The sequence below is a fragment of the Vibrio sp. B1Z05 genome, from assembly GCF_052955985.1.
Genome location: NZ_CP130463.1, coordinates 311,558 through 325,786 on the forward strand (window position 1 = coordinate 311,558; position 14,229 = coordinate 325,786).

The following is a 14,229-nucleotide window of genomic DNA, read 5'->3' on the forward strand; positions in this document are numbered from 1 at the left end:
GCGTGTTAATTATCTGTTTGCGAGTGTGGTAGTCTAAGACGCATGTTCACTTATTATGGAATGCGCACATGCAGCAAGCACAGTTTTATCCAATTGGTACCCCAGGAATAAAATGGACCTCAAAAGAGGTGCAACAATGGCGTGAAAGTCGCCACATACAACGCTCTTATCAGCAAGAAGTCGTGTTGAAAATGGAGCAAATTGGTGATGACTTTGAGCGCATTCAATATGGTGAACTTGAGTACAAGTCTGGCTCTTATCCATTGTTTGGTTTTAAGTCTAAAGCATGGGATGAACACAAGCCTTGCGTGCTAATTACCGGTGGGGTGCATGGCTACGAAACCAGTGGCGTGCAAGGTGCACTGTTATTTTTAAAAGAAACGGCTTCTGCATATTTAGCGCACTTTAATTTACTGGTTGCGCCATGTGTCTCTCCATGGGGTTATGAGATCATTAACCGCTGGAACCCCGATGCCATCGACCCGAACCGTTCGTTTGTCAAAAATAGCCCTGCACCTGAGTCAGCATTAGTGATGAAGTTTGTGCAAGATTTAGCCGTGGATATTTTCGCGCATATCGATCTGCACGAGACGACCGATAGCGACGAACAAGAGTTTCGTCCTGCCTTGGCGGCTCGTGATGGGAAAGAATATGTCGCAGGTACTATCCCAGATGGGTTTTATACGGTAGGGGATACTGAAAACCCATGTGCGCATATGCAAACGGCTATTATTGAATCAGTACAAAAGGTTACTCACATTGCGCCAGCCGATCCTGATGGCACTATTATTGGCTCGCCAGTGGTGCAACATGGTGTTATTAACTATCCATTACAGGCACTTGGTTTATGTGCTGGCTTTAGCAAGGCTAAATATACCACAACGACAGAAGTGTATCCCGATAGCGCTAAAGCAACACCACAGCAATGTAACCGTGCGCAAGTAGCCGCAATTACGGGTATGCTTGATTACCTTAAAGCTTTATAAGTCTGATGTAATGGTTAAGAGGTGATGATTAAGAGCTAGCGATAACAGGCTCATTAATCACCACCTTTTTATTCATGAGTATTGCTATGTCCTTCCACATCATAGGAACGACAATTAGCGTTAGCACGACATTCGACATAGGCACGGCCAGCCAAACCCCATCAACTCCTAGCCATTGCGGCACCAAGAACAGAAAAGGCAGTTGGACAATCATATTGCCGATAGAAACAAACATGGCCTTAGCCGCTTTTCCTACCGCCATAAAATAGACGGACGCTAAAAATAACACGCCATCGAGAAAGAGTGCGCATAGATGTAATCGCATACCAGAGACTGCGGTAGTAATAAGATCGGGTGAATCAGAAAACCAGCCGATAAAAAATTCAGGAAATAGCGCGAGCAAAACAACGGTGACTACCCCAGAAATTAACACCACTTTCAGCGCCAAGATTAATGTGCCTTTGATGCGATGATAGCGCTGTTCCCCAAAGTCATAACTTATTGGCGGTTGCATACCCGACGCAATCCCTTCCGCAAACAGATAATACATAGTGGCGATATAGCCAATGATAGCGAACGCACCAACGTGCAGCTCACTGCCATATTCCATGAGTAATCGATTATGTAACGCCACCACAAAAGAAAAGTAGGCGAACATCAGCATACTGGATGCCCCTAAGTGACAAATGCGGATTGCCTTTTTGATATCGAATGCAAGGCGAGTCAGGCGAATTTCGGCGTGCTGGGAAAGAAAGTAAATCAGTCCCAATAAGATAACCACTGACTGCGATAGAGCGGTTGCAATGGCAGCACCTTGCAAGCCTTGCTCTAGTACACCGATATAAAGGTAATCCAATACAATATTGAGCAGCGCACCTATGATAGTTAAAGCCGTGGCTATTTTAGGACTGTTGTCATTGCGCACTAGCATTGGTGTGACAGCAGAAGCAATGGCCGCGGGAGCACTAAATATGAAGACCTTTAGGTAGTCATTGCCATGCATGAGCGAATCACCTACTGCTCCTTGCAATATCAACAGGTCTTTGCCCCATATTGCCACTATAGGCATAGAGATCAGTGAGAACACAATCGTTAGGCTGATGGCTGTTTGTAATACCAAGGCTGCTTTTTGGTATTGCTTCTCTCCACGGAACATAGAGATCAGGCTACCTGCCCCCATACCAATTAAAATGCCGAGCCCCATAATAGTGGCAATGATCGGCCACGCCATATTGATCCCAGCAAGACCGGAATAACCAACATAGTGACCGACAAAGATCCCATCAATTATTTGGTATAAGCCTGTGATCAGCATGGCAGTGACAGATGGAATAGCAAATCGCCAAAAAACTCGGCTTACAGACTCATTATTGTTAATTGCTTCGGCGGTCATTCTAGTTATAGAGGTGAGGTAAGTTGGCTCTATTATCTAGCAAAACAGCAGATATGAAAGGGGTTTCCCTATTATAGAGAGGTACAGATTTCCGAGGATTAATATAGCTCCTTCTATTTGTATGATTATTGTAACCACATAGAAAATAAACACTTCATGAAAGTTATTGATTAACTACGGGTTATTTATTGTATCTATATTGGCAATGAATTGAGTATTTATGGTTAACAAGAAGCAAATTAAGGTTGCGAAATTAGCTCTATGAAACATTTTTGATACGGCGTAAATTCTGCGTTCACTTTAATTCAATCAACAATAAGTACAAAAAATGGCTGATCAAAACCCTATACCGTTTGAATCTCTTTTACCTCCACAGATGGCAGAGCGCGCCGCAGAGGTGGGGGAAAGCAAAGTAAATAAAAACCAATTAAAATCTTTTCTACTCGCAGTTGCTGCAGGTATGCACATCGGTATTGCATTCGTCTTTTATACAGTTGTCACTACGGGCGCTGCAGAAATGCCTTATGGCATGGCTAAACTTATGGGGGGATTGGCGTTTAGCTTAGGTCTTATTCTTGTGGTCATTACCGGTGGTGAATTGTTCACCAGTAGCGTATTAACTTTGGTTGCGAAAGCCAGTGGTCGAGTGACATGGCGCGCCCTTTTTAAAAACTGGGCGGTTGTGTATGTGGGCAACTTTGTGGGCGCATCTTTGCTTATCATCATTATGATGATTACTAAAGAGTATATGAGTGACGGTGGGCTGATGGGGTTGAATGCCATGGCTATCTCACAACACAAATTGCATCATACATTTTGGCAAGCTGTAGCTCTTGGGCTTATGTGTAACCTATTAGTATGTCTTGCTATTTGGATGACATTTAGTGCTCGTTCACTAACAGATAAAGTGGTTATTTTGATTCTTCCTGTAGCGATGTTTGTGGCATCCGGTTTTGAGCATAGTATTGCGAATATGTTCCAAGTTCCTATGGCGATTGCGATTAAAACTTTTGCTCCGGCTGAGTTCTGGCAAATGACCGGCGCTAACATTGCGAACTACGCTGACCTTAATGTGGCCGACTTTGTTGTTAATAACCTGATTCCAGTCACCATAGGCAATATCATTGGTGGTGGCCTGTTTGTCGGTATCTACTTCTGGATGATTTATCTTAAAGAATAATCCGTCTGTGGCGAATAAATAGAAAGCCCCTTAATAACTTGTTATTAAGGGGCTTTTGCTTATATTTTGCTTATGGGAAGTTTAGCTAGCGGTTACTGCCGCCGCATCTTCAACATTTGATGAAATTTTTGCTTCCGCTTTATTGGCTTTGGCAATCAAGAATAATCCAATAAGAGGTACAACGATAGCGGTGTACGGAATCATGCTAGCACCAAGGTGTCCATCCAATACCATTCCACCAAGGAAGCCACCAAATGCGTTTGCCAAGTTAAAAGCAGAGATGTTGGCGGTCGCTGCTAGCTCTTGACCTTCACCACCATGGTTCATAACTCGTAATTGCATTGCAGGTACATTGGCAAATGAAGCAATACCAAAGATAAACAATGAGATAACAAACAGCACTTTATTGTCGGTAAATACGCCAACCAGTAGCAGTGAAGCAATTAATGCAACAGCCCAAAACATCGATGCTTTAGCGAGACTTTTATCTGAAGAGCGTCCGCCTAAGGTGTTACCAATAATTAAACCAACACCAACTAAGACTAATATCCAAGTAACAGAGTCTTGCCCAAAACCAGTCACGTGCATTGCGATAGGAGCAATGTAGCCATACAGAGTCATAAATCCTGACCATGCAAAAGCGGTAATGGCCAAACTGATCAGTAGCATAGGGTTTCTAAAGGCAAGTAGCTGAGTTTTGATGCTTTTGGCTTCACTATGACCTGATGAGTGAATAGCAAGCATGATAAACACAAGTGCTACAGCGCCAAATGCGGCTACGGTGAAGAAGGTGTTGCTCCAGCCGAATGTTAAGCTGATCCAAGTACCAGCAGGTACGCCTAATACGTTAGCCAAGGTGAGGCCAGCAAACATTTGTCCTACCGCTCGACCTGCCATTTTTTCTGACACTAGATTAGTGGCAACAACAGCGCCAATACCATAGAAAGGACCTTGAACTAGGCCTGCAATAACGCGGCTAACCAATAGTAAAGTGTAATTAGGTGCAAGGGCTGAAAGAATATTGCCTAAGATAAACAGTCCCATTAATCCAATGAGAACGTTCTTTTTATTGAACTTAGCAAGGTAGATGGTCAATATTGGACCACCAATGACAATGGCTAATGCGTAAGCACTGATTAGGTAGCCGGCTTGCCCTTCTGTAATGGATAGCGAGGTGGCTATTTGCGGCAATATGCCTGCAATGACAAATTCGGCGGTGCCTATGGCAAAAGCTGCCAGTGTTAATATCCATACCTGCATTGGCATTTTTTGTTGGTTCATTTTCAGCTCCGATAGTTATGCTGACGGGATTATCTGTGGATATTATGGATTGTTATGCATAATTTGATAATTGGGTTAAAAATGAATACATTATTTAGAATGGTTAAATAGTAAAGGGCGGTTATGGGTAAATTCTCGGATATGCAGATGTTCGCTGTCATTGTTAAATTGCAAAGTATGGCAGGGGCTGCGCGTGAGTTAGGAGTATCGCCGGCTTCTATTACTACCCGCTTGAAGACGTTAGAAGATCGCTACGGAGTTAAATTATTAAACCGTACCACTCGACATATTTCATTGACTGATTCTGGTGAGATTTACTATCGCTCGTGTTTGGATATTTTAGACAGTGTCTATGAAGTAGAAAACCTCATTACCAAAGGGGTTCGCTCTTCGCAGGGCCCCATAAAAATCATCGCCCCAAAAGATATAGGTAAACGACTCATTTTACCTATAATCACCAATTTTACAGCCAAGTACCCTAAAGTGACGCCACACCTTTATCTTAATGATCATGTCCACAACGTGACCGAAAGTGGTGTTGATATTGTGATTCGCTATGGGGAGTTGGATGATGTCAACATCATTGGACGACGATTAGGCGAAAGTGAAAGAGTATTGTGCGCCTCACCGCAATACTTAAAACAACAGGGTGTGCCAAATACGCCAAACGATTTAAAAGATCATGCCGCTTTGGTGATGTTGAGCTCTCAACAGGAGCTAAAAACTTGGTATTTTCGAAAGGGTGCCAAATTACAATCTGTGGTCGTCAATCCTAAGTACTTGTCTGATGATGGAGAGATCATTAAGCAACTGGCCTTAAGTGGGCATGGGATTGCGATGAAGTCACGCTTAGATATTCAATCCGATGTTGAGCAAGGTCGCTTGTGTACAGTTCTTGATGACTATGTAAAAAATTTCAGCTCTGCAACCACAGAAAGCAGCACTGATCTTAAAGTGTATTATCTGGATAAAAGGCATCAGCCAAAACGAATTCGTTTGTTCTTAGATTTCCTGTACGAGGCGTTTGCTGAGCACGAAAAAGAAAAGGTCTGATAGTTAACAAATAATAAGTGTTAGCTATCAGACCTTTATTCGAGCTAATAAAAGGTAGCGTTTTTCCTAGAGTTAGGCGTTTGCTTCTTTAGTTTGCTCTTGTTCATCTTTACTACTGTCTTTCGTTTCTTTATCTGAGAATATATCCGCTACTTTCTCTCTTTCTAAAGTGCCTTCTAGCTCACCTTCATCATTAATCACAGGTAATGAGTAATCCGATGAAATCGCTTCAGTCAGAACCTCCTCAATGGCAGATTCACAAGAGATAGTCGGTACATCTTCATACAAGCTAGGTTCGATATTATCGATAGCATCGTCATCGGCCGCTTCTTGCAGCGCTTCTTCGGTAATTAAACCTTGATAACCCTCATCGGTAACATGGTAGCCATAGTCATGGACAGAGTTTCTCATCTGTTTTAGCGCACCTTCTATGGTGCTGTGAGTAATGCGTAACGATGGTTTTTGCATTACCGTTTCCACTGTCAGTGCTCGAGCTCTGTTGACGTCTTTTACAAATGCTTCCACATAAGCGGTAGCAGGGTTAAGTAGAATTTCATCAGGAGTCCCTTGCTGGACCAATTCACCGTCTTTCAAAATGGCAATTTTGTCACCGATGCGCAGTGCTTCATCAAGATCATGAGTGATGAATATAATGGTCTTATGTAGCTTCTCTTGTAGCTCAATCAACTGATCTTGCATTTCACTTCTAATGAGAGGATCAAGTGCAGAAAAAGCCTCATCCATCAATAGAATTTCAGCATCAGTAGATAAGGCTCGCGCTAAACCCACTCGCTGCTGCTGTCCGCCAGAGAGTTGAGAAGGGTATTGATCATCGTAGCCCTTAAGCCCAACAGTCTCTATCCATTGCGACGCTTTATCCAAACGTTGAGCTTTATCCACCCCTTGGATTTCTAAGCCATACGCCACATTGTCGATGACTTTGCGGTGCGGCAATAAAGCAAAACGTTGGAATACCATCGACATTTTATGACGACGAAATGCTTCTAGCTCTTTAGGTCCATATTGCATAACATCTGTCCCTTCCACGTCAATTTGCCCCTCTGTTGGGTCAATTAAACGATTGAAGTGACGAATCAACGTGGATTTCCCTGAACCCGACAAGCCCATGATGACAAAGATTTCACCATTGTTAATTTCAAGGTTGATGTCTTTTAGCCCAACAGTGTGACCGGTTTTAGCTAGCACATCGTCTTTACTCAAGCCTTGTTTGACTAAAGGCAAAACAGACTCAGGTTTAGGACCAAAAATCTTATACAGGCCGGAGATCTTAATTAGAGGTTTAGTCATGTCTTAGATCTCCTAAATGAGCTTGGGTGCGTTTGGCATAAGCCTGGGTTGAGCGGTCAATAAGAATGGCTAACACCACAATGGCCAAGCCATTGAGTAGGCCTAAAGTGAAGTATTGGTTAGTAATGGATCTCAATACCGGCTGGCCTAAGCCTTTCACGCCAATCATAGAAGCAATCACCACCATAGATAGCGCCATCATTACTGTTTGGTTGATACCTGCCATGATAGTGGGCATTGCTAAAGGCAACTGCACCCCAAATAGGCGCTGACTGCGGCTTGCGCCAAAGGCGGTGGCCGCTTCCATTACTTCCTTATCAACCAAGCGGATACCGAGGTTGGTTAGGCGAATTACCGGCGGAATCGCATAGATGACAACGGCAATAAGCCCAGGAATTTTGCCAATACCTAATAGCATGACCACAGGAATCAAATACACAAAAGCGGGCATAGTTTGCATGATGTCGAGAATGGGAGTAACAACACTTTGCACTCGATTAGAGCGTGCCATTGCTATGCCTATCGGGATACCGACAATAATGGCGAGCGCTGTACAAACCGTAATAATACTTAGGGTGCGCATAGTGTCGTCCCACATCCCTAAATAGCCAATAAAGAGCAGTGCGATGACACCACCAATGGTGAGTTTTAATGAGCGACTGGCAAGATAGATAAGGGCGGTGATGACTGCCAGTACGATGAACCAAGGCGTGGCAAGCAATAGCTTTTCAAACCACACCAAAAATGAAAGAAGGGGATCAAATAAGGATTCGATGAAGTCGCCATATTCTCTCGAAAAATCTTTATACGCACCGTCTAATGTTTTACGGATGGTGCGCATGGTTGAGCGATCGATTTCGGGAAAACTGGACAACCAACTGCTATCGAACATATACATTCCTTTATATAGTCGAAAGGGTAACTGATTGAGTTACCCTTTATTTTATGGCTTATGAAGAGATTAGAGGTTGCTAGTGATTTTCTTAGCAATTTCTGGAGAAACCCACTGTTTCCAGATTTCAGGTGAAGTCTCAAAGAAGTGATACATGGTGTCTTCTGAACTGGCTTGTTCGTCTTCCATCCATGCTAACAGCTTGTTCATATCGCTGTTTTTAAAGCCACGTTTCGCTAGGTATTCCATTGCTGCCGGGTTTTTGCTGGCAAAGCTAGAGACGACCACCGTGTTGACAGGAGAGGGTGGATACATAGAAACTGTTTTGGTTTCACAGCCTTCAACCGCAATACAGTTCACAAACTCTTGTTCGTTGACACCGCTACCAAAATCAACTTTCACCATGTCGTACTTACCCAGTACTGCGGTGGGCGCCCAATAGTAACCAAACCAACCTTCTTTACGTTCGTAAGCTTTCGCGATAGAACCTGAAAGACCAGCACTTGATCCAGAATCAATGAGTTCAAAGCCGGCTTTGTCGAGTTCTAAAGCTTTAAATAGATTGCCACCCGAAATCTGACACCCCCAACCTGCAGGGCAACCGTAGAAACCCGCTACATCAGGATCTTCAGGGTGAGTAAATAGTTTCGCGTGCTTTTTGACCCCTTCGATAGTCGCAAGCTCTGGGTACTGTTTAACGAGATAAGATGGCACCCAAAAACCTTCTTCACCACCGTCAATTAGTGCTTTACCTGCATAAGCAAGTCGACCTTCTTCGACGCCTTTTTCAATCGCGTCTTTAACTGAGTTAGTCCAAAGTTCCGGTGCTATATCGGGTTGGCCTTTTTCAATCATGGAAGTGGCGGTAGGCATGGTGTCGCCAGGAGTCAGTTCAGCGTCACAGTCGTAACCGTGTTCAAGGATAAATCGGTCGATATTGGCAATAACACTCGCTGAATTCCAGTTCATGTCAGCGATAGTCACTGTGCCACATTCTGCTGCTTGAGTTTGGCTTGAAACACTAGCAATTATTGCTAGTGAGGCTAGTTTCCATTTCATCATAAGTCCTTTTGTATGATTTGGTCTCTTTTAAAGAGTACATTATATCCGTTGGCTATTACACCCCTAACTCTTTAGAACTAAAATGATGGAAGCACAGTTAATGACACTGGAATTTGCTGTAAATCTATACAAATCAAGGCTTGTAGGACGAAAACTATCCATTTTTAATGAGTGTATATATGCATATTTGAACGTGTGAAATTTTGTTGCTGAGGCAAAGAAAGCACCAATAACCGTGTTTTTGGTGGGAAAAGTAACGGTATATCAATCCTATGTAAGCTGTAATTGTACGTATCGGCTAGTGCATGGAGTTGGTGGTGGCGTATTCACATAGCCATGCAGACATTAAGGTTGATTATTGATGAACAAAAAGGCAAAGTGCACCTGTTTATTGAGGCGCTACTGATTTCCAGTATAACTTTAAGTAATATTACCTATGGGGTTTGTGTATTTTTATGCAAATTAAATTAATAGGTAATGAGTCATTAAATAACAAAATAGCCTTTTAATAGATCATTTTTGGTAACTGAGCCTTATTTTTTTCGTAAAATGGTTTCATTCGGTTCGGACCTGTATATCCTTAAGATTACCAATGAAATTCAAGGATTGAATCTTCATGAGAGCAACCCCTTCACTCAAGCTTAGCACCCGTTTGGTTGCATTTGTGACCATGATAGTTATTGGCGCAGTGTTTATCCTCTTTGTGGGAGGCGCATTATCGCTTAAACAACTTGGCGAAGAGTACACCAAGCATTCAGTGCAAAGCGTGACTAAAGTTATCGATCAGCAACTCCTCGAACACGTCAATACCAGTGAGTTGCGCCGTTGGATACCTAAACTGATTAAAGCCAGTAATATTATTGAGCTCGAAGTCACTACGCCTCATGCGGTTGTTTTCCAGTATAACGACACTGAAACTCGATACGATAAAACGCGATTAATCTCTATTTCGACGCCACTTACGCTCAACCCATCGCACACCGTTAATATTAAATTGTTGCCTCCTTATATTGGTTATCATTACTCCGTTGGGGCACTGTCATCAATTACTCTAGCGTTTGGTTTAATCGTTATTTGTTTAATACAAGGGGTTCGCTGGTTAAAGGTTCAGTTGCATGGTTCTGAATTATTAGAAGAAAGAGCCAGGATGATATTGGCAGGTCGCGTTGAACAATACGCGGTGGGGGATCATCTCGAATGGCCGTATACCGCCAGTGAGGCTCTGGATAAGTTAATTGCAGAGTTACAAGATGCACGACAAGAAAGAAGCCGATTTGATACATTTATTCGCTCTCAAACCTTCCTTGATCAATTAACAGGCGCGGCTAACCGTTTGTCTTTTGATAATAAATTAGAGTCAACCCTCACAGAAAGTAATGCTGCGGGTGGTATTATTATCATTCAGGTTAATGATTGGGCTGAGATTCGAGGTCCAGAAAGTAAGCAGCAGAAAGATCGCTTAATCATTGCTTTAGGCGATGCTCTAACCAATTGTATTAATCGTTTTCCTGATGTGGTTTTTGCGCGTTATTTTGACTCTACGTTTGCGGTACTTATTCCAAACCAGTCGCAAGTTGAAGTGTCTAGCTTAGCCTCTCAAATATTAAAGCAAGCCAGTAAGTTAGCGCCTTTGCCCGAGCATGATCCTGATAATTGGATTCATGCAGGTATGACAGTGTATAAACAAGGTGAGCGTAAGAGCGATATTTTAAATGAAGTTGAAACCGCACTAAAAAGTGCACAATTGGAAGGTTCTAACAATTGGAGTCGCTTTAAAAAACGCAGTATGCCGTCATCAGAAAGAGGCAGTGTGCGTTGGAGAACTCTTTTTGACCAACAATTGGATGCAACGAAATTAACCCTAATAAAACAGCCGTGTTATTTATTGGATGACACAGGGGAAGTTGAGTTAATTCATCATGAACTGTTTAGCAGAATACGTGATGAAAAAGGTGAAATATTAAAAGCATCTAAGTTTAGCCCAGCAATACGACAAGTAGGATATGAGCGACAACTTGATCGGAACGTGTTGATAAATGTAGTTAAATTTTTGAAGCAAGACAGTCTAGATTCATGTTACTCTATCAATCTCTATGCACAACCGTTTAGGTATCGTTCTCATTTTGATTGGTTTAGAAATGAGTTACTGCAATTAACACCTAAACAAAGACAAAGATTAGCATTTGAGTTTATGGAAGGGCCGATGGTGACTTACTTAGACTCTATTCGTCGAGTGTTAAAAATGCTATCTGCTTTAGGTTGTCAGGTCATTGTTAATCAAGCTGGACGCACCATAATTAGTTCGCACTATATTAAGGATTCGACCATTGATTATCTCAAATTGCATAGAAGCCTAGTACGCAATATAGAAAGACGCTCAGAAAACCAATTGTACATTCGTAGCCTTATAGGGGCATGTGCAAATACAGAGACCAAAGTAATAGCGGTTGGTGTAGAGACAAAGCGTGAATGGCAACAATTAGTTGAGCTGGGAATAGACGGTGGTCAAGGCCGTTTCTTTGCAGAAGAAAGTGATTTTATTGCCCCAGTTATATCTCAACCATTGACGGTTAAATCGACTATTCCAGGAAGACGGAATAGGTGGAAAAATAAAGTAACCAATAACTAATCAGTGTTTTTTATTGGCTCTAAAAATACTAAGTGGTAATACAAAATGACATGGTTGTCGAAATTGAAGAACTTAAAATCATCAAAGGATGATGATTTTCAATTAGTCATTGTTATTCAGGCAGATGGAGTTTATCTGTCGGATTTATCCCATCCGCAAAAAACACCAGAACTTTACTCAATAGCACATGGTAATTGGGAGAATGCGCTTAAAGAGGCCCTTTCGAACAAGTCTACTAAAGGTAAGGCTTGTATTGTTCTTGGCACTCAGCATTACCAAAGTTATCAGATAGACAAGCCTCAAATACCAAAAGAAGAGTGGCCGGTTGCGCTGCCTTTCTTACTCAAAGATCTCATCTCCGAAAAATTCTCTGATATTGTGGCCGATGCCAGTTTGATGCCTGATGGACAAAAGGTACAAGCTTACATTATTAGCAAACACACTCTGCAAACCCTACTAGATGTGTGTAATGCGCAACATGTGACTGTCACCAGAGTCATCACTGAAGATGAAGTTTGGGGGCATTCCACTGAAGCACAACAGAGTTTTCTGCTACTAAGACGCAGTGTGAATGACGGCTATAAATTAGCTGCCTATGTGGATGGCACACCTGTTTTTCATCGTAGCTTACGGGGTATTGCTGCTCCCATTACTGGAGAGCATGGCACTCCATCTATGTACGACTCCCTTGCTCTGGATATTCAGCGAAGCGCAGATTACTTAACGGCTTCTTTACCACAAGCATCATTTCGCCATTTATTCGTTTGTTGTGATGAAGACAATGTTGAAGAGTTAGTGGCTAAACTGCAAGATACGGTCAACCCTAAAATTGATGCTTTGTCACAACTACATTTACCTTGTGGAATAGAGTTGTGTAACACTGTCGCGCAATTATCCTCGTATAGCATCAACTTGTATCCTAAGCATCTGCGACCAACGCAAGAGTTACTTACTCTGAATAAAGTGGTGGCATTGTGGGTGGTTACTTTTGTGGTTATTGCAGGCTTGGCTTATTTAGAAAAACAACAAGCACAAAGTATTCAGCAACAATTAACCAGTATTCAAACTCAATCTGAGTTGTTAAATAAAGAAAAATCTAGCCTGCAACAGCAACTTGCAAGTCATACGCCCACTCAAGCAAAATTAAATGCAGCCAAGAGAATTGAGCAAGATATTGATGCGAAGAAGAGCTCACTACAAGCGGTTGGTAAATTTGATGAGTCACAAAAAGTCGGCTATTCAGGAATTATGGATGCTTTAGCTTCGCAAGCAAGAAACGATATTTCACTACAACACATTCTTATTACCAGCACTCGTTTAGACCTTAATGGCGTAGCAAGTAATCCGAAAGCGGTGCCGAGTTGGGTCAATCAGTTTAAAAAAGAGCTCGCATTAGTGGGAAGAACCTTTGAGTCATTACACATTGCTAGAGACAAAGAAAATGTAGTGACATTTGAGCTTAAATCTAAGGCTGGGGTGAAATAATGAAAGAGCAATGGCTATTATTTTGCGAACGATTCTCTAATTTAAGTGAGAGAGAGAAGTGGCTAGTCTCAGCGGGTGGTTGGGTCAGTATTCTTTTAATTTCATTAACCTTCTTATTAGACCCTGCTACTGAGACAAGACAGAGCACGCAAAGAAACTTAGAAAGAGAGCGCAGCGCGGTTCAGTTAACTCAAGCCGATATTAATGTGCTGGTGGCTAAGTTAAAACGAGACCCAGACGCTGAGATTAATAAAAAGCTAAAAAGCCTAACCCTGTCAAACCAGCAGCTTTCTGAAGAGCTTTCTAATGTGGTGGATAGTTTAATCGCTCCTAGCCAGATGGCTGAGTTGTTAGAAACGGTCTTAGGCAGTAGCAACAACCTCAAGTTAGAGTCTTTGCAGTCTCTACCCGCAGAATCGATTACCAAAACCAGCGATAGTGCCGGTTACTTTTTGCATCCAGTCAAAATCACTATCTCCGGTCGATATTTCGATATTAAGGATTTTTTGGCGAAGCTTGAAGGCATGCCTGTGAAATACTTTTGGCGAAGCTTTGATTATAAGGTGCAAAAATATCCTAGAGCGGAGTTAGTTTTAGTGGTTTACACCCTAGGCACGAGACAGGAGTTTATCAGTGGTTAGAGTGATAGCGATTACCCTTTTATTTCTTTTAAGTTCAGTGGCGCATGCGGCTCAAGACCCAACGGCACCACTAGGATGGTATGGCAAGAAATCAAGAAATGTGGTTAAGCGAAAAACAGCGCCTTTGCCAACTTTGCAAAGTATCGTTTGTGATGATGGATCTCAGTGCTTTGCGATGCTCAATGATAAGATTTTATCCAATGGGCAGTTTGTAGCCGGTTATCAGATTAAAGCGATAACTTTTGAACGAGTTACCTTGGTTCGTGCCGGAAAAACTTGGAACTTAGAAATTTTCAACTCAGATATCAGACAATAAGGC

12 protein-coding genes are annotated in these 14,229 nt (G+C 42.3%); 7 read left to right on the plus strand and 5 right to left on the minus strand.

Features of this window, described 5'->3' with window-relative positions:
- Positions 1 to 68: 68 nt before the first annotated feature.
- Positions 69 to 986: a M14 family metallopeptidase gene (locus QV280_RS01515; RefSeq protein ID WP_152821406.1), complete on the plus strand. Its 918-nt coding sequence runs from the start codon at positions 69 to 71 to the stop codon at positions 984 to 986.
- Positions 987 to 1,014: 28 nt separating this feature from the next.
- On the opposite strand, the gene QV280_RS01520 is transcribed toward QV280_RS01515, so the two are convergent.
- On the minus strand, positions 1,015 to 2,379 hold the full coding sequence (locus QV280_RS01520; protein WP_152821404.1) for an MATE family efflux transporter: 1,365 nt from the start codon (positions 2,377 to 2,379) through the stop codon (positions 1,015 to 1,017).
- 328 nt (positions 2,380 to 2,707) lie between these two features.
- Between QV280_RS01520 and focA the strand changes: the two genes are divergently transcribed.
- Positions 2,708 to 3,559 (plus strand): formate transporter FocA, encoded by an 852-nt coding sequence (gene focA, locus QV280_RS01525; RefSeq protein WP_152821401.1) that lies wholly within the window; start codon positions 2,708 to 2,710, stop codon positions 3,557 to 3,559.
- 81 nt (positions 3,560 to 3,640) lie between these two features.
- Here focA and QV280_RS01530 read toward each other — a convergent pair whose 3' ends face one another.
- The gene (locus QV280_RS01530; RefSeq protein WP_152821399.1) at positions 3,641 to 4,840 is read right to left on the minus strand and encodes an MFS transporter; all 1,200 of its coding nucleotides are present in this window, start codon (positions 4,838 to 4,840) and stop codon (positions 3,641 to 3,643) included.
- 123 nt (positions 4,841 to 4,963) lie between these two features.
- Here QV280_RS01530 and QV280_RS01535 point away from each other — a divergent pair, with 123 nt between their 5' ends.
- Positions 4,964 to 5,893 (plus strand): LysR family transcriptional regulator, encoded by a 930-nt coding sequence (locus QV280_RS01535; protein ID WP_152821397.1) that lies wholly within the window; start codon positions 4,964 to 4,966, stop codon positions 5,891 to 5,893.
- Positions 5,894 to 5,965: 72 nt separating this feature from the next.
- On the opposite strand, the gene QV280_RS01540 is transcribed toward QV280_RS01535, so the two are convergent.
- From QV280_RS01540 to QV280_RS01550, 3 genes are all read right to left on the minus strand, one after another.
- Positions 5,966 to 7,201 carry a quaternary amine ABC transporter ATP-binding protein gene (locus QV280_RS01540; RefSeq protein ID WP_152821395.1) on the minus strand — a complete coding sequence of 412 codons (1,236 nt, stop codon included), beginning with the start codon at positions 7,199 to 7,201 and terminating at the stop codon, positions 5,966 to 5,968.
- Positions 7,194 to 8,093 (minus strand): ABC transporter permease, encoded by a 900-nt coding sequence (locus tag QV280_RS01545; RefSeq protein ID WP_021712440.1) that lies wholly within the window; start codon positions 8,091 to 8,093, stop codon positions 7,194 to 7,196. The genes QV280_RS01540 and QV280_RS01545 overlap by 8 nt, the downstream gene beginning before the upstream one ends.
- Before the next feature lie 69 nt (positions 8,094 to 8,162).
- Entirely contained in the window at positions 8,163 to 9,152 is a 990-nt protein-coding gene (locus tag QV280_RS01550) for an ABC transporter substrate-binding protein (protein WP_023402538.1), read from the minus strand.
- Positions 9,153 to 9,771: 619 nt separating this feature from the next.
- On the opposite strand from QV280_RS01550, the gene csrD reads away from it, so the two are divergent.
- The 4 genes from csrD (at position 9,772) to QV280_RS01570 (ending at position 14,226) form a co-directional block, all read left to right on the plus strand.
- A complete protein-coding gene (gene csrD / locus QV280_RS01555; RefSeq protein ID WP_152821393.1) occupies positions 9,772 to 11,784 on the plus strand; it encodes an RNase E specificity factor CsrD in 2,013 nt (670 codons plus the stop codon).
- Positions 11,785 to 11,847: 63 nt separating this feature from the next.
- On the plus strand, positions 11,848 to 13,269 hold the full coding sequence (locus QV280_RS01560; RefSeq protein ID WP_253912585.1) for a hypothetical protein: 1,422 nt from the start codon (positions 11,848 to 11,850) through the stop codon (positions 13,267 to 13,269).
- Positions 13,269 to 13,910 carry a type II secretion system protein GspM gene (gene gspM / locus QV280_RS01565; protein ID WP_023402541.1) on the plus strand — a complete coding sequence of 214 codons (642 nt, stop codon included), beginning with the start codon at positions 13,269 to 13,271 and terminating at the stop codon, positions 13,908 to 13,910. The genes QV280_RS01560 and gspM overlap by 1 nt, the downstream gene beginning before the upstream one ends.
- Position 13,911: 1 nt before the next feature.
- Entirely contained in the window at positions 13,912 to 14,226 is a 315-nt protein-coding gene (locus tag QV280_RS01570; RefSeq protein ID WP_253912584.1) for an MSHA biogenesis protein MshK, read from the plus strand.
- Positions 14,227 to 14,229: the final 3 nt, after the last annotated feature.

Bases quoted from the DNA above. Each gene is read 5' to 3' on its own strand.
- QV280_RS01550 (WP_023402538.1), bottom strand. From the start codon at position 9,152: ATGAAATGGAAACTAGCCTCACTAGCAATAATTGCTAGTGTTTCAAGC.
- QV280_RS01540 (WP_152821395.1), bottom strand. From the start codon at position 7,201: ATGACTAAACCTCTAATTAAGATCTCCGGCCTGTATAAGATTTTTGGT.
- QV280_RS01515 (WP_152821406.1), top strand. From the start codon at position 69: ATGCAGCAAGCACAGTTTTATCCAATTGGTACCCCAGGAATAAAATGG.
- gspM (WP_023402541.1), top strand. From the start codon at position 13,269: ATGAAAGAGCAATGGCTATTATTTTGCGAACGATTCTCTAATTTAAGT.
- QV280_RS01535 (WP_152821397.1), top strand. From the start codon at position 4,964: ATGGGTAAATTCTCGGATATGCAGATGTTCGCTGTCATTGTTAAATTG.
- QV280_RS01520 (WP_152821404.1), bottom strand. From the start codon at position 2,379: ATGACCGCCGAAGCAATTAACAATAATGAGTCTGTAAGCCGAGTTTTT.
- QV280_RS01530 (WP_152821399.1), bottom strand. From the start codon at position 4,840: ATGAACCAACAAAAAATGCCAATGCAGGTATGGATATTAACACTGGCA.
- csrD (WP_152821393.1), top strand. From the start codon at position 9,772: ATGAGAGCAACCCCTTCACTCAAGCTTAGCACCCGTTTGGTTGCATTT.
- focA (WP_152821401.1), top strand. From the start codon at position 2,708: ATGGCTGATCAAAACCCTATACCGTTTGAATCTCTTTTACCTCCACAG.
- QV280_RS01545 (WP_021712440.1), bottom strand. From the start codon at position 8,093: ATGTTCGATAGCAGTTGGTTGTCCAGTTTTCCCGAAATCGATCGCTCA.